16 protein-coding genes are annotated in these 19171 nt (G+C 65.8%); 10 read left to right on the top strand and 6 right to left on the bottom strand.

Annotated features, from left to right (window positions below; translation table 11 throughout):
- Positions 1 to 28: 28 nt before the first annotated feature.
- Both rpsA and BIO17B3_RS03110 read left to right on the top strand, forming a co-directional pair.
- Positions 29 to 1732, top strand: a complete 1704-nt coding sequence (gene rpsA / locus BIO17B3_RS03115; RefSeq protein WP_013106245.1) for a 30S ribosomal protein S1 — start codon at positions 29 to 31, stop codon at positions 1730 to 1732.
- A 147-nt stretch (positions 1733 to 1879) separates the two neighbouring features.
- A complete protein-coding gene (locus BIO17B3_RS03110; protein WP_156052988.1) occupies positions 1880 to 2212 on the top strand; it encodes an integration host factor subunit beta in 333 nt (110 codons plus the stop codon).
- A gap of 235 nt (positions 2213 to 2447) precedes the next feature.
- Here the strand turns inward: BIO17B3_RS03110 and BIO17B3_RS03105 are convergent, their stop codons facing one another.
- Positions 2448 to 5288: a valine--tRNA ligase gene (locus tag BIO17B3_RS03105; protein WP_156052987.1), complete on the bottom strand. Its 2841-nt coding sequence runs from the start codon at positions 5286 to 5288 to the stop codon at positions 2448 to 2450.
- 128 nt (positions 5289 to 5416) lie between these two features.
- Between BIO17B3_RS03105 and BIO17B3_RS03100 the strand changes: the two genes are divergently transcribed.
- Together BIO17B3_RS03100 and BIO17B3_RS03095 are read left to right on the top strand one after the other, a co-directional pair.
- Positions 5417 to 6028 carry a hypothetical protein gene (locus tag BIO17B3_RS03100; RefSeq protein WP_156052986.1) on the top strand — a complete coding sequence of 204 codons (612 nt, stop codon included), beginning with the start codon at positions 5417 to 5419 and terminating at the stop codon, positions 6026 to 6028.
- A 173-nt stretch (positions 6029 to 6201) separates the two neighbouring features.
- Positions 6202 to 6882 carry a 7-cyano-7-deazaguanine/7-aminomethyl-7-deazaguanine transporter gene (locus BIO17B3_RS03095; RefSeq protein ID WP_156052985.1) on the top strand — a complete coding sequence of 227 codons (681 nt, stop codon included), beginning with the start codon at positions 6202 to 6204 and terminating at the stop codon, positions 6880 to 6882.
- 90 nt (positions 6883 to 6972) lie between these two features.
- On the opposite strand, the gene BIO17B3_RS03090 is transcribed toward BIO17B3_RS03095, so the two are convergent.
- Both BIO17B3_RS03090 and BIO17B3_RS03085 read right to left on the bottom strand, forming a co-directional pair.
- On the bottom strand, positions 6973 to 7677 hold the full coding sequence (locus tag BIO17B3_RS03090; RefSeq protein ID WP_156052984.1) for a nucleotidyl transferase AbiEii/AbiGii toxin family protein: 705 nt from the start codon (positions 7675 to 7677) through the stop codon (positions 6973 to 6975).
- The gene (locus tag BIO17B3_RS03085) at positions 7674 to 7982 is read right to left on the bottom strand and encodes a hypothetical protein (RefSeq protein WP_156052983.1); all 309 of its coding nucleotides are present in this window, start codon (positions 7980 to 7982) and stop codon (positions 7674 to 7676) included. Before BIO17B3_RS03085 ends, BIO17B3_RS03090 begins: the two co-directional genes overlap by 4 nt.
- A gap of 93 nt (positions 7983 to 8075) precedes the next feature.
- Here BIO17B3_RS03085 and BIO17B3_RS03080 point away from each other — a divergent pair, with 93 nt between their 5' ends.
- Complete coding sequence (locus tag BIO17B3_RS03080; RefSeq protein ID WP_172979094.1) at positions 8076 to 11672, top strand: class I SAM-dependent DNA methyltransferase; 3597 nt, start codon at positions 8076 to 8078, stop codon at positions 11670 to 11672.
- A gap of 83 nt (positions 11673 to 11755) precedes the next feature.
- On the top strand, positions 11756 to 12610 hold the full coding sequence (locus BIO17B3_RS03075) for a hypothetical protein (protein ID WP_156052982.1): 855 nt from the start codon (positions 11756 to 11758) through the stop codon (positions 12608 to 12610).
- Between the two features lie 149 nt (positions 12611 to 12759).
- Here BIO17B3_RS03075 and BIO17B3_RS03070 read toward each other — a convergent pair whose 3' ends face one another.
- Positions 12760 to 13701 carry an alpha/beta hydrolase gene (locus BIO17B3_RS03070; RefSeq protein ID WP_156052981.1) on the bottom strand — a complete coding sequence of 314 codons (942 nt, stop codon included), beginning with the start codon at positions 13699 to 13701 and terminating at the stop codon, positions 12760 to 12762.
- Positions 13702 to 13991: 290 nt separating this feature from the next.
- Here BIO17B3_RS03070 and dnaX point away from each other — a divergent pair, with 290 nt between their 5' ends.
- From dnaX to BIO17B3_RS03050, 4 genes are all read left to right on the top strand, one after another.
- Positions 13992 to 15830 (top strand): DNA polymerase III subunit gamma/tau, encoded by a 1839-nt coding sequence (dnaX, locus tag BIO17B3_RS03065; RefSeq protein WP_156052980.1) that lies wholly within the window; start codon positions 13992 to 13994, stop codon positions 15828 to 15830.
- Between the two features lie 59 nt (positions 15831 to 15889).
- Positions 15890 to 16219 carry a YbaB/EbfC family nucleoid-associated protein gene (locus BIO17B3_RS03060; RefSeq protein WP_156052979.1) on the top strand — a complete coding sequence of 110 codons (330 nt, stop codon included), beginning with the start codon at positions 15890 to 15892 and terminating at the stop codon, positions 16217 to 16219.
- Positions 16220 to 16270: 51 nt separating this feature from the next.
- The gene (recR, locus tag BIO17B3_RS03055; RefSeq protein WP_013106233.1) at positions 16271 to 16882 is read left to right on the top strand and encodes a recombination mediator RecR; all 612 of its coding nucleotides are present in this window, start codon (positions 16271 to 16273) and stop codon (positions 16880 to 16882) included.
- Positions 16883 to 16966: 84 nt separating this feature from the next.
- Complete coding sequence (locus BIO17B3_RS03050; RefSeq protein WP_156052978.1) at positions 16967 to 18067, top strand: hypothetical protein; 1101 nt, start codon at positions 16967 to 16969, stop codon at positions 18065 to 18067.
- Between the two features lie 20 nt (positions 18068 to 18087).
- Here the strand turns inward: BIO17B3_RS03050 and queF are convergent, their stop codons facing one another.
- On the bottom strand, positions 18088 to 18507 hold the full coding sequence (queF, locus tag BIO17B3_RS03045; protein WP_013123453.1) for a preQ(1) synthase: 420 nt from the start codon (positions 18505 to 18507) through the stop codon (positions 18088 to 18090).
- Positions 18508 to 18536: 29 nt separating this feature from the next.
- The gene (locus BIO17B3_RS03040; RefSeq protein WP_156052977.1) at positions 18537 to 19169 is read right to left on the bottom strand and encodes an RnfABCDGE type electron transport complex subunit B; all 633 of its coding nucleotides are present in this window, start codon (positions 19167 to 19169) and stop codon (positions 18537 to 18539) included.
- Positions 19170 to 19171: the final 2 nt, after the last annotated feature.

Genomic DNA, 19171 nt, shown 5'->3' with positions numbered 1-19171 from the left:
TCTTTCGTGGTTTGAAGGTCTTAACTCAATGTCCTCTGTCTCCCCAAGTGCTGCTTCCACCGAGTCGTTTGCCGCACTGTTTGAAGAATCCCTGCAATCACGCGACATGCGCACCGGCGAAGTCATTACCGCCGAAGTCGTTGCGGTCGATCAGAACTTTGTCGTGGTCAACGCCGGGCTGAAGTCCGACGCCTACATCCCCATCGAAGAGTTCCACAACGATCAGGGTGAAGCCGACGTTCACGTTGGCGATTTCGTCTCGGTTGCCATCGACGCGCTGGAAAACGGCCGCGGCGACACCGTGCTGTCGCGCGACAAGGCCAAGCGCCTGGCCTCCTGGCTGTCGCTGGAGAAGGCACTGGAAACCGGCGAATTCGTCGAAGGCACCACGACCGGCAAGGTCAAGGGCGGCCTGACCGTCATGGTCAACGGCATTCGCGCCTTCCTGCCCGGCTCGCTGCTCGACACGCGGCCGGTGAAGGACACCACGCCGTACGAGAACAAGACCATGGAGTTCAAGGTCATCAAGCTCGACCGCAAACGCAACAACGTGGTGCTGTCGCGCCGCGCCGTGGTCGAAGCCAGCCAAGGCGAAGAACGCGCCAAGCTGCTCGAAACCCTGCAAGAAGGCTCGCTGGTCACCGGCGTGGTCAAGAACATCACCGACTACGGCGCCTTCGTCGACCTCGGCGGCATCGACGGCCTGCTGCACATCACCGATCTGGCCTGGCGTCGTGTGCGTCACCCCAGCGAAGTGGTCACCCCCGGTCAGGAAGTCACGGCCAAAGTGCTCAAGTTCGACGCCGAGAAGGGCCGCGTTTCCCTGGGCCTCAAGCAGATGGGCGACGACCCGTGGCATGGCGTTTCGCGCCGTTACCCCGCGGGCACGCGTCTGTTCGGCAAGATCACCAACATCGCCGAGTACGGTGCGTTCGTCGAGATCGAGCCGGGCATCGAAGGCCTGGTTCACGTCTCCGAAATGGACTGGACCAACAAAAACGTCGCTCCGAGCAAAGTGGTGCAACTGGGCGACGAGGTCGAAGTGCAAGTGCTGGAAATCGACGAAGACCGTCGCCGCATCAGCCTGGGCATGAAGCAGTGCCGCGCCAACCCCTGGGACGAATTCGCCGCCAACCACAAGCGTGGTGACAAGGTTGCCGGCCCGGTCAAGTCGATCACCGATTTTGGCGTGTTCATCGGCCTGCCCGGTGGCATCGACGGCCTCATCCACCTGTCCGACCTGTCCTGGAACGACACCGGCGAGTCTGAAGTGCGCAACTACAAGAAGGGCCAGGACGTCGAAGCCGTGGTGCTGGCCATCGACATCGAGCGCGAGCGCATTTCGCTGGGTATCAAGCAGATGCTCGACGATCCGTTCATGTCCTTCGCTGCGCTGAATGACAAGGGCAAGATCGTCGAAGGCACCGTGAAAGCGGTGGACCCCAAGGGCGCCACCATCGATCTGGGCAGCGACATCGAAGGCTATTTGCGTGCTTCCGAGATCTCGCGCGAGCGCGTCGAAGACGCCCGCAACGTGCTCAAGGAAGGCGATCAAGTCTCTGCGGTCGTCGTCAACATCGACCGCAAAACCCGCAACATCCAGTTGTCGGTCAAGGCGAAAGACGCCGCCGAACAGCAGGAAGCCATGGACCGTCTGGCGGGCGACACCCGCGAAGCCGGCACCACTAACCTCGGTGCGCTGCTGCGCGCCAAGATGGACAAAGGCTCTTGATCAGTTGCGTTGCTCGTTTGCATTGATCGACTCGCCCGTGCGGGCTGCTGTGTTGGGTAGCGTCGAACTTGGCGCAAACCCAACGCGGTCCTGATGTGCGGCGGCCTACGGTGTTCACCGGGGCCGCCGTTTTCACCTGTACCCCTTATGACTCGCTCTGATCTCGTTGAAATCCTGGCCGCTCAGTTTCCCCAACTGACCCACCGCGACGCTGAACTGTCTGTGAAGACCATTCTCGACGCGCTGGCGCAGGCCCTCGATGACGGGCATCGTGTCGAAATCCGAGGCTTCGGCAGCTTCAGTGTCAGCCATCGTTCGGCCCGCATCGGGCGCAATCCACGCTCGGGTGAGCAGGTGGCCGTGCCCGAGAAGCGCATCCCGCATTTCAAGCCGGGCAAGACTCTGCGTGAACTGGTGGATTACCAGACCGAAGAGCGCAAGGTGGATGGGCGAAATCAGACCGAGAACGTGGTCGATTGAGCGTGCTTTAGCGGTCGATTCTGGCGACTGAACCCTAGGAGTCTGTCGGACTTGAGGATCGCGGGCTGCAAAATGGCGCTGCGGCGCCCTGCGCCAGCGGTTTTTTGCTCCATAGCGACGGCTATGGAGCGGCAAATCCGCCGCCACAGGGCATCCACACCGCCATTTTTCGCCATCCACGCCCCAAGCCCGACAGACTCCTAGTCCCGTGCCCTGCGAAGGGCACGGGACTTTTTTATGGGGCAGTCGGCAAACGCGCGATCTGCTCTTTCACCTTGAGCAGCAGCGCCTGGAAATCGCGTAGACGTTCCTGCTCCTGCGCCACCACGGCGGCCGGGGCGCGGTCAACGAAACTGGCGTTGGAGAGCTTGCCTTGCGCCTTGGCGATTTCGGCTTGCAGCCGCTGCACTTCCTTGCCCAGGCGCGCGTGCTCCGCTGCGGCGTCCACCTCGACGAACAGGGCGAACTGCGTGGCGCCCAGCGCGGTGGTGGGTGCGGATTGCGTGGCGGCTTTCCAGGCGGCCTCGTCGGCGAACACCTTGACCTCCGACACCTTGGCCAGGGCTTGCAGGGCGGGGCGGTGGCGCTCGATCAGGCTCACGTCGCCGCAGGCCAGCAGCGGCAGACGCTGCGCTGGCGAGACGCCCAGTTCGCCGCGTAGATTGCGGCAGGCGTCGACCAGTTGCTTGAAGGCGGCAATTTCCGCTTCGGCCGCCGCGTCTATTTTCTCGGGCTGCGCCAGCGGGTAGGGCGCCACGGCCAGGCTGGCGCCGCTGCGCCCGGCCAGCGGCGCGACGGTCTGCCATAGTTCTTCGGTGATGAAGGGCATGATGGGGTGGGCCAGACGCAGCACGGCCTCCAGCGTGCGCACCAGGGTGCGGCGGGCGGCGCGCTGTTGCTGCGGTGTGCCGTGGGCGATCTGGGTCTTGGCGATTTCCAGATACCAGTCGCAATACTCGTCCCAGACGAATTGATAGATGGCCTGGGCGGCGAAGTCCAGGCGGTAGTCGGCAAAGCCCTGCGCCACCTGCTGTTCGGTGCGCTGCAATTGCGAGACGATCCAGCGGTCGGCGGCGCTGAAGTGCATATAGCCTTCGGGGCCGCAGTCGCCGCCACATTGATCCATGCCACGGTCGAACGCCGACAACTCGCTCACCTGCATCAGCACAAAGCGCGTGGCGTTCCACAGCTTGTTGCAGAAATTGCGGTAGCCCTCGCAGCGCTTGGTGTCGAAGTTGATGTTGCGGCCCAGCGTGGCCATCGAGGCGAATGTGAAGCGCAGCGCGTCAGCGCCGTAGGCGGGAATGCCGCCCGGGAATTCTTTCTCGGTGGCCTTGCGCACCGCGGGTGCGGTTTCGGGTTTGCGCAGGCCAGTGGTGCGTTTGTCGAGCAGGGGGGCGAGATCGATGCCGTCGATCAGATCGACCGGGTCGAGCACATTGCCCTCGCTCTTGCTCATTTTTTTGCCGTGCGCGTCCAGCGCCAGGCCGTGGATGTAAACGTGCTTGAACGGCACCTTGCCGGTGAAGTGCGTGGTCATCATGATCATCCGGGCCACCCAGAAGAAAATGATGTCGAAGCCCGTGACCAGCACCGAGGAGGGCAGGAACAGATCCATCTCCTTCGTCGGCTCGGGCCAGCCCAGGGTGGCGAAGGGCACCAGCGCGGAGGAATACCAGGTGTCGAGCACGTCCGGATCGCGGGTGAGCGTGCGGTTGTAGCCCGCGGCGGACGCCTTGTCGCGCGCCTCGGCTTCGCTGCGGGCCACAAAAATTTCGCCGTTCTCGCCATACCACGCCGGGATCTGGTGGCCCCACCAAAGCTGGCGCGAAATGCACCAATCCTGAATATTGGCCATCCACTGGTTGTAGGTGTTCACCCAGTTTTCGGGGACGAACTTCACCTCGCCGTCGGCCACCGCGTCGATGGCCTTTTGCGCAATGCTCTTGCCGTCCGGGCCGGGCTTGGTGGTGGCGACGAACCATTGATCGGTGAGCATGGGCTCGACGATCTGGCCGGTGCGCGCACAGACCGGCACCATGTTTTTGTGCGGCACCGCTTTTTCGAGAAAGCCCTGCGCTTCCAGGTCTTTGAGCAGCGCCTTGCGCGCGGCGTAGCGGTCGAGCCCCTGGTACGCGGCAGGGCCGTTTTCGTTGATGCGCGCGTCTTCGGTGAAGATGGTGATCAGCGGAATGTCGTGGCGCAGCGCGCAGGCGTAGTCGTTGAAGTCGTGCGCGCCGGTGATTTTCACGCAGCCCGAGCCGAAATCGCGCTCGACGAAGCCATCGGCGATGATGGGAATCTTGCGGTTGCACAGCGGCAAGTCGACATACTTGCCGATGAACTTGGCGTAGCGTTCATCTTCTGGATGCACCGCCAGCGCGCCGTCGGCCATCATGGTTTCGGGCCGGGTGGTGGCGATGTGCATGCCGCGCACGCCGTCGATGGGCCCGTCGCTGAACGGGTAGAGGATGTGCCACATGAAGCCGTCGTGCTCCTGGCTTTCCACCTCCAGATCGCTCACCGCGCTCTTGAGCACCGGGTCCCAGTTCACCAGCCGATTGCCGCGGTAGATCAGGCCTTGTTCGTAAAGCTGCACGAAGGTCTCCACCACGGCCTTGGACAGCTTGTCGTCCATGGTGAAGTACTCGTGCTCCCAGCTCACCGAGTCGCCCATGCGGCGCATCTGGCTGGTGATGGTGTTGCCCGACTGCTGCTTCCATTCCCACACTTTTTCGACGAATTTGGCGCGCCCCAGGTCGTGGCGGCTCAGTCCCGCAGCCTGCAATTGCCGCTCCACCACAATCTGCGTGGCAATACCCGCGTGGTCCATGCCCGGCACCCACAGGGTGTTGTCGCCGCGCATGCGGTGGTAGCGCACCAGGGTATCCATCACCGTCTGGTTGAACGCATGGCCCATGTGCAGCGTGCCCGTGACGTTGGGCGGCGGCAGTTGCACGCAGAACGACGGTTTGGCGGCGTCCAGCGTGGGGGCGAACACGCCCAGTTCCTCCCAGCGCTGAGTCCAGCGGGCTTCGATGTTGTGGGGCTCAAACGATTTGGCAAGTTCGGTCATGGGAATGTGCGGGTGCGCGGCGGCTTGTCGCGGTTCGGATGAAATGCGCTGGGCGCGGCAAATGACGCGACGCCCAAGCAAGGCGCCCGATTTTACGGGCGCGCGTCGCGCCGTTCTACACTCAATAAATGTCTTGTCCTGATTCCAGCCGTTCCGCAAGGTATTCGCTCTGGCGAGGCCTCCTCGCCGCGGTATCTGGTCTGTATCTGGCCGGAGCGCTCAGCGGTTGCGCCGCATTGCTGCCGCGCGGCGAGGCGCAGACCAGCAAGCCCTGGAGCAACTTCTCCCAGGCGCATGCCGCGTATGAACGGATTACGCCTTACCGCACCACAACCGCCCAGTTGCGTCAGGAGGGCATCGACCCGTTGACCACGCCCAATATCACCATCCTGAACTACGCCGATATCGTGCGGCGGCTGCTGCCGCCCTCGGGCAATGACTTGGCCCTCGATCCCGGCATCCGCGACTGCATGCAGGCGCAAACCGCCTGTCGCGGTTTTGAGATCGACCAGCGCCATATCGACCGCAAGCGGGTGGGCAATTTCTGGCTCGACTTTCTCGACTTCCGTCGCGAAACCATCACTACCGGCTGGCGTTTCAACATGCTCTTGCTCGTGGTGGATGATCGTGTGGTCTATAAGCTCTGGGGCGGGCAGCCTGAAATCTCGGAAGTGGAAACCACGCGCAATCCACTGGGGCCGCTGCAGGGCTTCGGTCAATCGGTGCTCGGGCGATACTGAGCGCCAACGCGGGCGGCAAGCCAACTTCGGACGGCCTTGGGTTGCCTGCGAGCGGCGCGCGGCGAGCACACGACGCTGTGGTTTAAAATTGCGTTTTTTCACAACTAGGCTGCGCGATAGAGCGCCAGCCGCCGGTGGTTCCCTTACCCACCGTCCAAGCAAAAAGGTCGTCCATGTTGTTCACGCTTGACTTGAGCGCCGCTCGCCAGCGCGCCGTCGTAGCCGCTCTGGCCGCGCTGCACATCGCCATCATCATCGCCAGCAACTACCTGGTGCAGTTGCCCATCACCCTGTTCGGCCTGCACACCACCTGGGCGGCGTTCAGCTTCCCGCTGGTTTACGTCGCCACCGATCTCACCGCCCGGCTGCTCGGGGCGGGCCCGGCGCGGCGCGTGGTGCGCTGGGTGATGCTGCCCGCGCTGGTGCTGTCCTACGCCATCTCGGTGCTGTTTCACGACGGCGCGTTTGCCGGGTGGGCGGCGCTGAGCGGGTTCAACCTGTTCGTTTTCCGCATCGCCCTGGGCAGCTTCATCGCCTACGCCGTGGGGCAGATGCTCGATATTTTCGTGTTCTCGCGCCTGCGCGCCACGCTGGCCGGTAGCCGCCATTGGTGGCTGGCGCCCTCGGTGTCGAGTGTGTTCGGCAATCTGGTGGACAGCGTGCTGTTCTTCTCCATCGCCTTCTACGCCAGCAGCGACCCCTTCATGGCCGCACACTGGGTCGAGATCGCGCTGGTGGATTACGCGGTCAAGCTGGCAATGGCCGTGCTCGGCGTGCTGCCGCTCTATGGCCTGCTGCTGGCCGGGCTGCAGCGCTGGCTGGCGCGTAGCGCGGTGCAGGCTGTGGCGGCTTGAAGGGATGTGAACGGGCGCTCCCGAAGGAACGCTCCCGAATGAACGCTCACAAATGAACGCTCACAATAGGCCAAGCCGAACCGCCGTGGCCTACGCAGAAGCCGCGCGCGCGTAGCTCTCGGTCTCGGTCAGCGCCCAATCGATCGACTCGCCCAGCGCGGGCTTGTCGGGGGCGCGAATCGCCTCCCACGCGACCGCCGCAGCGTTTGACGTCTTCATGGCCAGCAGCGCCTCCCGAATCGCCGCCAGACGGTCGCCTGAAAGAAGTCCGGCCATCCGCTTGCCCATAGGCCCGGTCGGGCTGTGCCGACGAGTCACCGCCCGCCAGTCAAACAGATCGCGTGGCGTCAATGCCCAGCCCCGATAGAACAATTTTTTGGCGAGAACTTCTTCTATCGGCTCAAGCGCAAAAGACACCTCGGCCGCGAACTCGTCGGGCAGACCCAGCAGCGACATGCTCACGATGAAATCGATCTCCCCCGCCGGACATCGCAGTTTCAGCGCGTTGGCCGATTCTTCATAGCCCGTCACGACCGATTCGAAACGATCATTCAGCCGTGGCGAGAGATAGCCGATCCACTGTGGATCGCGGATGAACAGATCGATGTCGTCACTGATCCGGTGATCAAGGGCCAGCATCAGCCTGGTGCCGCCGCCCAGCCTGGGGTGCATGGCAACCCCCGCGTGTTGTTCGGCATCCGTCACCAAATCAACCGCGATGCGGGCAAGCTCAAGCCAAGAACCGCTGGTTTTGAAGCGCAGCACGTCGTGGTGTGTGGTCATGTTCGAGGTCATGTCCGCTGCGCGACCAGTTGCTCCCAGGCCTTGACGCGCGGCAGGCCTTCTGCCAGGGATTCGGTGTAAAGCTGATGAGCGTGCTGCCAGTCTGACTGCGCCTCGCGGGCGCAGCTCAAGATGAGCGCTGGATCGATCTCGACGAACACGCTGTGCAGCAGCCCGCGAACCAGCGGCGCCTCTGGGCCGCTCGCCAAATTCGCCACGCTGCCCTCGCGCAACGCCCGCGCGAGATCCTCGGCGCGAACCACCGTGCCGACAGCCGCATTCAGGTGTCCGACCGCGAGATCGAGTTTGCTGTGCATGCGGCCATTTTGCCGCAAATCGCCATGCCGAACGCCAGCCCGAAGGGCAGCGCGCGCGGTCGCCCTACCATCGCGCCAAACGCCGCCCACGCCATGACCGCCCATCCTTCCACGTCACCCTCCGCCGTCCCACAGCCCGACGCCGCCCGCGCCGCCGACTTCATCGCCCGCTGGAGCGGCGTTGCCGCCTCCGAACTCTCCACCGCGCAGAGCTTCGTGCGCGAGTTGTGCGAGCTGCTCGGCGTGCCTGTGCCGCACCCCACGCCCGGGCTCGACTACATGTTCGAGCGGCCCATCACCTTTCGCCACGGCGACGGCAGCAGCAGCCCCGGCCGCATCGACTGCTACCGGCGCGGCGCCTTCGTGCTCGAAGCCAAAAAGCTGCGTGCCAGCGCCGACACCCGCCGCTTCGACGACGCTCTGCTGCGCGCCCGCGCCCAGGCGGAGGGCTACGCCCGCGCGCTCGAACCCGCCGAACTCGCCGCGGGCGGCCGTCCGCCCTTTCTGCTCGTGGTCGATGTTGGCCAGGTGATCGAGCTTTACGCCGAATTCACCCGCAGCGGCGCCACCTACACCCCATTCCCCGATCCGCGCAGCCACCGCATCGCGCTCGCCGACCTCGCCCGCGCCGAGGTGCGCGACACTCTGCGACGTATCTGGCTCGACCCGCTCGGCCTCGACCCCGCCCGCGCCAGCGCCCGCGTCACCCGCGAAGTCGCCGCGCAACTGGCCGAACTCGCCCGCTCGCTCGAAGCCAGCGGCCACGCGCCGCAGCTTGTCGCCGCCTACCTCACCCGCTGCCTGTTCTCCATGTTCGCCGAAGACGTCGGCCTGCTGCCCGGCGCGGGCGAAGGCGGGCAGGGTGGCCAAAGTGCACAGGGCGGGCAGGGCGACCAAGGCGGCTTCGTCACCCTGCTCAAGCGCCACCGCGACGACCCCGTCACCCTGCAGCGCATGCTCGCCGCGCTCTGGGCCGACATGGACCGCGGCGGCTTCTCCGTCGCCCTGGCGCAGACCGTGCTGCGCTTCAACGGCAAGTTGTTCAAGGGCGCGGCCGACGACGCCTACTCCCTGCCGCTCACCCGCGCGCAGGTCGATCTGCTGCTCGCCGCCGCCCGCGCCAACTGGCGCGAAGTCGAGCCCGCCATCTTCGGCGCCCTGCTCGAACGCGCGCTCGACCCCGCCGAACGCCACGCCCTCGGCGCCCACTACACCCCGCGCGCCTACGTCGAACGCCTCGTGCTGCCCACCGTGATGGAACCCCTGCGCCGCGAATGGGCCGACGCCCAGGCCGCCGCGCTGCTGCTCGCCCACGAAGCCGCCGAACTCGACGGCCGCCCGCGCGACGCCAAGATGGACGCCGCCCGCGCCGAACTCCGCCGCTTTCATCACCGCCTGTGCACCCTGCGCGTGCTCGACCCCGCCTGCGGCAGCGGCAACTTCCTCTACGTCACCCTCGAACACCTCAAGCGCCTCGAAGGCGAAGTGCTCAACCAGCTCGGCGCCCTTGGCGAAACCCAGAACAAACTCGCGTTAGAGGGCGAAACCGTCACCCCGCAGCAGCTTCTCGGCCTCGAAGTCAACGCCCGCGCCGCCGCGCTGGCCGAACTCGTGCTGTGGATCGGCTACCTGCAATGGCACATCCGCACCCGCGGCGACCGCGCCGTGGCCGAACCCGTCGTGCACGACTACGGCAACATCGTCTGCCGCGACGCCGTGCTCGCCTGGAGCGCCCAGCGCCCCCTGCTCGACGCCCAGGGCCAGCCCCGCACCCGCTGGGACGGCCGCACCTACACCGCCCACCCCGCCACCTTTGAACCCGTCCCCGACCCCGCCGCCCAAGTGCCGCAATGGGCCTACGACCAACCCCGCGCCGCCGACTGGCCGCAGGCCGACTACATCGTCGGCAACCCGCCCTTCATCGGCGACAAGCGGCTGCGCGAAGCGCTCGGCGAGGGCTATGTGGATGCCCTGCGCGCCGCCTGGCCCGACATGCCTGAGAGCGCCGACTTCGTCATGTACTGGTGGCACGCCGCCGCGCGCAAAGTGGCGGCGGGCCAAGCGCAGCGCTTCGGCTTCATCACCACCAACAGCCTGCGCCAGACCTTCAACCGCCGCGTGGTGCAAAGCGCCCTCAACGGAGATTTACACCTCGTTTACGCCATCCCCGACCACCCCTGGGTGGACAGCGCCAGCGGCGCCGCCGTGCGCATCGCCATGACCGTGGCCGAACCCGGCGCCGGCGAAGGCCGCCTGCAAACCGTCATCACTGAGACCCCCGGCGAATACGGCGAAATGACCGTGCAACTGCGCGAACAGACCGGGCTGATCCATGCAGACCTCAAAGTCGGCCCCAACTTGGCGGCGGCGCCCGCGCTGCTCGCGATGCAGAACATCAGCAGCAATGGCGTCATGCGAGCGGGCGATGGCTTTCTCGTGACCTCCGAGCAGGCAGTGGACATGGGCATGGGCCGTGTGCCTGGATTGGATGCTCACATTCACGCTTACCGCAGCGGCCGCGATCTCACTGGGGGCAACCGCGGCTTACTGATCATCGATTTTTACGGGCTGACAGCCGAACAGGTGCGTCTGCGCTTCCCCGCTGCTTATCAATGGCTACTGGAGCGAGTGAAACCCGAACGCGATCTCAACAACCGGCCCAAACTGAAACGCGATTGGTGGATCTTCGGCGAGCCTCGCCGTTTGCTCCGATCTGCTCTGGTAGGACTATCACGCTATATCGCCACGGTTGAAACCGCCAAGCATCGGATTTTTCAGTTCCTTGATGTCGGCATTTTTCCCGATCACAAGCTGGTCGCCATCGCTCTTGACGATGCCTTCCATCTCGGCGTGCTGTCCAGCAGCGCGCATGTCGCCTGGGCGCTGGGAACAGGAAGTTGGTTGGGAGTTGGTAACGATCCGGTCTACGTCAAAACCCGCTGCTTCGAAACCTTCCCCTTCCCCGACGCCGACACCGGCCTCACCCCCGCGCTGCGCCAGCGCATCGCCGAACGCGCCGAAGCCATCGACGCCCACCGCAAACAAGTGCTCGCCGCGCACCCCGGCGCGCTCACCCTCACCGCGCTCTACAACGTGCTCGACGCCCTGCGCGCAGGCCGCGCCCTCACTCCCAAAGAGCGCACGGTGCATCAGCTCGGCCTGGTCGCCGTGCTCGCCGAACTGCACGCCGAACTCGACGCCGCCGTGCTGGCCGCCTACGGCTGGAGCGACCTCGCTGCGCCGCTTGCTGCGCCAACAGCCGCCGAGGACGGCGATTCGACAGCCAAAACCGTCTTGCTCACCCGCCTGCTCGCCCTCAACCACGCCCGCGCGGCCGAAGAAGCCGCAGGCGCCGTGCGCTGGCTGCGCCCGGCGTTCCAGCACCCGCAACCCAGCGCCGCGCCACCCACCCAAGCCACGCTTGGCATGGAGGGTGAGGGGGAGCAGCCCGTGGCCGCCACCCCCGCGCGCATCCCCGAGCCACCCGCCCAGCCCTGGCCGTCCACCCTGCCCGAACAGATGCGCGCCGTGGCCGACCTGCTCGCCGCCAGCGCGCAGCCGCTCGACCTCGAAGCGCTCACCTCGCGCTTCAAAGGCCGCGGCCCCTGGAAAAAAAGCCTGCCCCGCATCCTCGAAACCCTCGAAGCCCTGGGCCGCGCCCGGCGCGAGGGGCAGGGCTGGCGGGGGTGAGCTTGGCGATCTGGCATGCGCTTAGACTTTGAACACCGAAACCCGGCCGCCAACAAGGCGACACCCTCTCAGGACCACCCGCGATGAGCTTCCCGCAGCAGACTTTGCAACTCGACGAATCCGCTATCCGCATCTATTTGTTCGATGAGGTGTACCCGGCCCGCGCCGCTGAGGAACAGGCGGAGAAGAAAAAGCTCTCGGCGTTCGGCATGCTGGCCAAGTTCAACCCGCTCAATCGTCCGCGCGATGACACGGTGCGCCTGAGCCGCAAGGAGTTCCGGCTGGAGCCGTTCTGGCATGTGACCTCCACGCGCAGCGTGGACTACACCACGCAGATGACCTACCCGGTGCCGGTGCACAACCCCTATGCGCACAAAGTTGAACTCAACGGCGAGCAGTACGAGGTCACGCGGCAGGGCGACAAGGCGCGCATCGATCTTGCGGTGACCGAGATGTGTCACCGCAAGATGGCTTTCGACCAGTTTTCCGATGGTCTTGGGCGCGACATCAAGCCGGGCACGCTCGATGGCTATCGCACCAAATACAAGTTTTCCGAGGTCGAGCAGATCGAGCGCGCGGAACTGATCAAGCCCACGGTGCCGCAGCAAGCGGCGCTGCTGGCCGCCAGCACCGCGCTCAACGGCAACAGCATCAACGCGCATCACATCCAGTCGGACGCCATTGTGGTGGAGCGCCTGCACCTTTACTGGCGACCGGTGTTCGCATTCGAGTTCATCTGGTCGACCGCCGACAAGCGCGGGGTCATCGAGGTGAACGGGCTGACTGGCGAGGTCAGCGAGAACGGTCAGTGGTTCAAGGACAAGCTGAGCAAGGTGATGACCCGCGAGATGCTGCTCGACGCGGGTTGCGAATTGGCCGGTGCGGTGGTGCCGGGCGGGGGTATTGCGGTGAAGATCATCGGCAAGCTCACTGAATAGCGGGGCGGCCAGGCTGAGCGCGGCCGCGAGCTTGGGCTGCGGGTCGCGAGGACTCGGGTGAGGGTGGGCATGAGCGGTCTCCCAACCGCCCGCGGGTGCGGATGGAAGACAACTTTGGGTGCTCCGCCAGCACGGCGCAAGGCCGTCGATCAGGGGGTGGCTTGGGTGGCCGCAAGAGCTGCCGTGCTCGGCTGGGGCGCGTGGTGCACGAAATCCACCACGTCGTCGAGCACGGGCGACATCCAGCGCAGCGGGGTGGCGAACGAGCCGATGAGGGTTTCGTGGTTGACGCCTGGGTAGAGGTCGAGCGTGACCTGGGCGCCGTCGGCCTTCAGGGCTTGGGCGAGTTGCACGGTGTTGCGCTGCGGGTTGACCAGGCTGTCGACGCGCGCTGCGCCGAGGAAGGTGCGCGGCACGCGGGCGTCGTGAACGTAGTCGATGGGCATGCAGCCGGCGGGGTAGTCGGGGAAGTGAAAGACGGGCTGGACTTCTCGGTCGGTGATGGGCAGAAAGTCGTAGGGCCCGGCCAGCCCGATCCACCCGGCCAGATCGGCGCGGCGCAGACCGACGGCGTGCAGCCAGCGCGGGTCGAGCGCCAGCATGGCGGCGTTGTAGGCCCCGGCGCTGTGGCCCATGAGGTAGATCTGGTGCGGGTTGCCGCCCCACTGGGCGATGTGCTGCGCCGTCCAGGCGACGGCACGGGCGTTGTCGCGCAGGAAGTCGGGGTAGCGCACTTCGGGATAGAGGCGGTAGTCGGCAATGACGGTGACGATGCCGCGCGCGGCCAGCGCCTCGCCGACGAAACGGTACATGGCGCGGTTGCCGCTGGTCCAGCTGCCGCCGTAGAAAAACACGACCACCGGGGCACCGCCGGGCTGGGGCTTGCGCAGCGTGGCAGCGTTGGGCCGGTAGATGTCCAGCGCTTCGCGCGGGGCGGGGCCGTAGGCGATGTCGCCACTGAAGCTGTAGGTGTCGGTCGGGGTGAGCCGGTTGATCAGGGTGACCGGCGAACAGGCGACCATGAGCGGGGCGAGGCAGGCCAGGGCGAGACGCTGGCAGAGTCGGGTCAGGGTCGGCAAGGAAGGGCGCATGGGGCGTGGAGCAAGGTGTCAGCGGGCGGCAGGTCTGCTTGGATTGGGGTTTGTTCTCTCTACGGCGCCACGACGGTTTTGGATTCAGCCAGAGGGGATGATGCAGGCTCCCAGGAGCCTGTCGGACTTGGGAATCGCGGGCTGCAAAAAGGCTGTACGGCGTCCTGCGGCAGCGGCTTCTTGCTCCATAGCTTCGGCTATGGAGCGGCAAATCCGCCGCCACAGGCCATCCCTACACCCTTTTTTCGCTCTACGCGACCCAAGCCCGACAGGCTCCTAGAATCCGGCCCATGACTTCCGTCGCGCTGGCGCGCAAGTGGCGCCCTAAATCATTCGCCTCCCTCGTGGGACAAGACCATGTGGTGCGGGCGCTCACGCATGCGCTCGACCACGACCGTCTGCATCACGCCTATTTGTTTACCGGCACGCGCGGGGTGGGCAAGACCACGGTGTCGCGCATTCTGGCCAAGGCGCTCAATTGCACCGGGCCGGACGGGCAGGGCGGCGTCACCAGCCAGCCGTGCGGCGTGTGCCCGGCCTGCACCGAGATCGACGCCGGGCGTTTTGTCGATTACATCGAGCTCGACGCCGCCTCCAATCGCGGCGTCGAAGACATGACCACGCTGCTGGAGCAGGCGGTCTACAAGCCCACGGCGGGGCGCTTCAAGGTGTACATGATCGACGAGGTGCACATGCTCTCGAACCACGCCTTCAACGCCATGCTTAAGACGCTGGAAGAGCCGCCCGACTATGTGAAGTTCGTGCTCGCCACCACCGACCCGCAGAAAGTGCCGGTCACGGTGCTGTCGCGCTGCCTGCAGTTCAACCTCAAACAGATGATGCCGGGCGCCATCGTCGGCCATTTGCAGCAGGTGCTGCAGGCCGAGAACGTGCCGGCAGACGACGCCGCGCTGCGGCTCATCGCCCGCGCCGCGCACGGTTCGATGCGCGATGCGCTCTCGCTCACCGACCAGGCGCTGGCTTACTGCGCCGGGCGGGTGGAGACCGAGGCGGTGCAGCAGATGCTGGGCACGGTCGATCGCAGCGATCTGCTCCTTATTTTGCAGGCGCTGGCCTCGCAGGACGGTGTGGCGCTCATCCATCAGGCCGATGCGCTGGAAGCGCGCGGTCTGTCTTTCGGCGCGGCGCTGGAAGAGCTGGCCGCGCTGCTGCAAACCATCGCCCTGCTGCAACTCGTGCCGCAGGCCGCCGATGCCGACGACCCGCAACATGAAGCGCTGGTCGCCCTGGCCGCACAACTCAGCCCGGAGCTGGTGCAACTGGCCTACACCACGGTGCTGCATGGCCGCAACGAGCTGTCGCTCGCCCCGGACGACCGCACCGGCTTCACCATGACCCTGCTGCGCCTGCTGGCCTTCGCCCCGGTCATCGCGGGCAGCGTGCCCAGCTTGCCGCCAGGCGGGCTGGCGCTGCCCAAGGCGGCGGCTCCGGCTTCGCCACCGTCGCAGTCGGCCGCGGCGCAGGTCGCAGCACAGCGCGAGCAACCGGCCACCAAATCCGCGCCCCCGGTGCAAACCGCAGCCAAGGCCATGCCGCGTACCGCAGCGACCTTGAGCGCCCCATTGGCGCCCGCCGCCCCCGTGCTCGCCGCGGAGGAAGCGCCGGCGACTAACTATGCGGCTAAGCCCGAACCGCAAACCCAGCCGCAGCCCACGCCACCCCGCCCCGCCGACATCAAGCCGCCCCTGCAGATCACGCCCCACATCGCGTCTGATACCGACTGGCCCACGCTGGTGCAGCGGCTCGACGTGCCCGCGGGCCTGCCGCGCGCGCTGGCGCAGCAAAGCGAACTGGTGGCCATGCAAGGCACGGAGTGGCTGCTGCGCGTGCCCAACGAACAGCTCACCCGCGCCGGGTCGCTCGACAAGCTGCAGACTGCCGTGCGTCAGGCCTTGGGACAAGACATCGTGCTGCGCGCCGAAGCCGGCGAAGTGACTGACAGCGTGATGCAGCGCGACGCGCGCGCCAAGGCCCAGGCGCAGGCCGATGCCGAGGCTGCGATACGCAACGATCCGCTGGTGCTGCAGCTCATGCACGATCTGGGCGCGCAAATCGTGCCCGGCAGCCTCAAACCCATGCCCCCGTCAGCGCAGCCGACACCCGCCTGACCGACAATGCCGCGTTGCTGCAAGCGCGGCGATTTCATTTCTCAATCGAAGGACACCCCATGTTCAACAAAGGACAACTTTCCGGCCTGATGAAGCAGGCGCAGCAGATGCAAGACAACCTCAAGCGCGTCCAGGACGAGCTTGGCCAGATCGAGGTCGAAGGTCAGTCTGGCGCGGGCTTGGTGAAGGTGACGATGACCTGCAAATACGGCGTCAAGCGCGTGAACATCGACCCCAGTCTGGTGGCCGAAGACCGCGACATGCTCGAAGACCTGGTGGCCGCCGCCTTCAACGACGCGGTGCGCAAGGCCGAGGCCACATCGCAGGAAAAAATGAGCGCCGCCACCGCAGGCATGCCCCTGCCGCCCGGCATGAAACTGCCGTTCTGAGCGACGGGCGAAGTTGAACTGAAGTGGCCCCGAACTTGACCTCGACACGTCATGCATGAGGCCGCGCCCGGCCATGTGCCCGCGCTCGACGCGCTGATCGACGCCCTGCGGCATTTGCCCGGCGTCGGGCCGAAGTCGGCGTCGCGTATGGCCTATCACCTGCTCGAACACGACCGCGAGGCCGCGCAGCACATCGCCCGCGCGCTCGACGCGGCGCTGGGCGCGGTGCAGCGCTGCGCGCGCTGCAACACCCTCACCGAAGACGCGGTCTGCAGCATCTGCGCTGACCCCAGGCGCGACGCCCGCCAGCTTTGCGTGGTGGAAAGCCCCGCCGATCTCGCCGCGGTAGAGCAGACGCTGACCTACCACGGCCTGTATTTCGTGCTCATGGGCCGCATCAGCCCACTCGATGGCCTGGGGCCGAAGGAAATCGGCCTCGACCGGCTGATGACCCGCGCGCTCGACGGCGCAGTGGAAGAGGTGATTCTGGCGACCAACTTCACCAACGAAGGCGAGGCGACGGCACATGTCATCGCCGAAACCCTGCGTCCGCGCGGCCTGCGCGTTACCCGCCTGGCGCGCGGCGTGCCCGCCGGGGCCGAGCTGGAGTATGTCGATCTCGGCACGATCGCCCGCGCACTGGTCGACCGGCGCGGCACTTGAGTGGCACACCTGCAAGTAAAAATCTGCTGACATAAGCTTGAGCCTGAACCGCGCAACCGTCGCGGGCACTTCCCCTGAACTCTCATGCAGCGACGACACTTCATTCAATCGGCCGGAGCCCTGGCGCTGGGCACGGCCTTGTCCCCTTTGATCAGCCAAACCGCTTTTGCTGCGCCGCAGGCCGCAGGCACGCTGGAGGTCTTTGCAGGCGCCATTGGCCCTGGCATGTACAACGGCGGCGACTTCGCCCAGGCGCGGTTTCACGACCCGCGCGGCATGGCGCTGGACGCGCAGGGCAACATCTTTGTGGCCGACTACGTCAACAGCGTGGTGCGCAAGCTGGGCACTGACGGCCAGGTCAGCATTGTCGCCGGGCAGGTGGAGCAGCGCGACGCCCGCAACGGCCCGGCGCTGCAGGCGCGGTTTTATTCGCCCGAATGTGTGGCGGTGGCCACCGATGGCACGCTGTTTGTGAGCGATTCCGGTAGCAACACGGTGCGCCGCATCAGCCGGGAGGGCAGGGTCAGCACCCTAGCGGGCAAGCTGGAGGTCGAAGGCTTTGCCGATGGGCCGGGCCAGCAGGCGCGATTTAATCACCCCGTCGGGCTGGGCGTGAACGCAAAAGGCGTGGTGTATGTGGCCGATGCCTACAACAGCACGGTGCGCCGCATCAGCGCGCAAGGGGTGGTCAGCACCCTGGCCGGTTCACCCGGCGATACCGGCTGGCGCGATGGGCGGGGAGCGCAGGCACGCTTCAACACCCCGGTCGGGCTGACGCTGGACGCGCAAGGGCAGATTTACGTGAGCGAATACTTCAACAACGTCATTCGCAGAATCACGCCCGATGGCACGGTAACGACCTTTGCGGGCAAACCCGGCAAGGGCGGTTTTGCCGATGGCAAGGTGGAGGAGGCGCTATTTTTACACCCACAAACCCTGTCGTTCGCGCCCGATGGCAGCCTGATCGTGGCCGATACCGGCAATAACCGGGTGCGCCGCATATCGCCGCAAGGCGAAGTTTCCACCTTGGCCGGAACCGGCGCGGGCGAGAAGGTGACCACGGGCGCCTTGCCCGCCGAGTTGCATCTGCCCTACGGTGTGCTCGCCTTGGCCGACGGCTCGGTGCTGGTGACGGGGCTGAACGCCATTTTGCGCATTCAGCCGTCAAAACTGCTCAAGGCTTGAGCAAGTTTCGTTAAGTCGTCTTAATTCGCTGCGGGTTCGGCGGCGTCGAACTGCGTCAGATCGACGCGCGGCGTTGGTTTCCACCCACGCTTGCGGTGCTCGACCACCACATTGGTGTAAATGCCGCCGCGCACATACCAGCGCGCCGTCACGCGCAGGAAGCGTGGCGACATGGCCTTTACCAGATCGTCGAGGATGGCGTTGGTGACCTTTTCGTGAAAGGCGCCTTCGTCGCGATAGCTCCACATATAGAGCTTGAGGCTTTTGAGCTCGACGCACTTCTTGTCGGGAATGAAGTCGATGTCGAATCGGGCAAAATCCGGCTGGCCGGTGAGCGGGCACAGGCAGGTGAATTCAGGCACCTGCATGTGGATGTGATAGTCGCGCTCAGGGGCGGGGTTCGGGAAGGTTTGTAGCGATTTACTGGGCTTTGTGGTCATTTTCTTGCGATTTGGCTGAAATTCAGAATTCAAGGAGCACTGCGCTGGCGCTGCCGGGCGCGCTCCAGAGCCGCTTGCAGCAGGGCGGTCTTGTGGTCTGCCGCAGGAGCCGGTGTGGCGGGTGGCTCAGTCCGCGCCAGTGGGCGAGGGTGACGTTCGAGGTGCCGAGCATAGCGCTGGCGGGCTTCGTCGGCCTGCGCCGGGCTCCAGGCATTCCAGCTGCTGCGGGTGGCCATAGCGGGGTCGGTCAGCGCTTCCATGCGGATGCAATCGACCGGGCAGGGCGGCAGGCACAGGGCGCAGCCGGTGCACCAGTCGTCGATGACGGTGTGCATGCGTTTGGAAACACCGGCGATCGCGTCCACCGGGCAGGCTTGAATGCATAAGGTGCAGCCGATGCACAGGGCCGGGTCGATCACGGCGCGCTCGCGCGGGCCTTCCGTTCCGCAGGATGGGTCGAGCGCGGTAGCCGGGCGCTGCAGCAGATGAGCGAGTTTTTCAATGCCCTGCGCGCCGCCGGGCGGGCAGCGGTTGATGTCGGCCTGGCCTTCGGCGATGGCCTGCGCGTAGGCGGCACAGTCGGGGTAGCCGCAGCGGGTGCACTGCGTTTGCGGCAGCAGGGCGTCGATTTGCGCGGCCAGGGCGGCGGTCGCAACGGGCATGA

This window comes from Thiomonas sp. OC7 (assembly GCF_900634595.1).
Classification (GTDB): domain Bacteria; phylum Pseudomonadota; class Gammaproteobacteria; order Burkholderiales; family Burkholderiaceae_C; genus Thiomonas; species Thiomonas arsenitoxydans.
The sequence above is the reverse complement of the archived record's forward strand: the minus strand, read 5'-3'. Positions and strand labels throughout refer to the sequence as shown.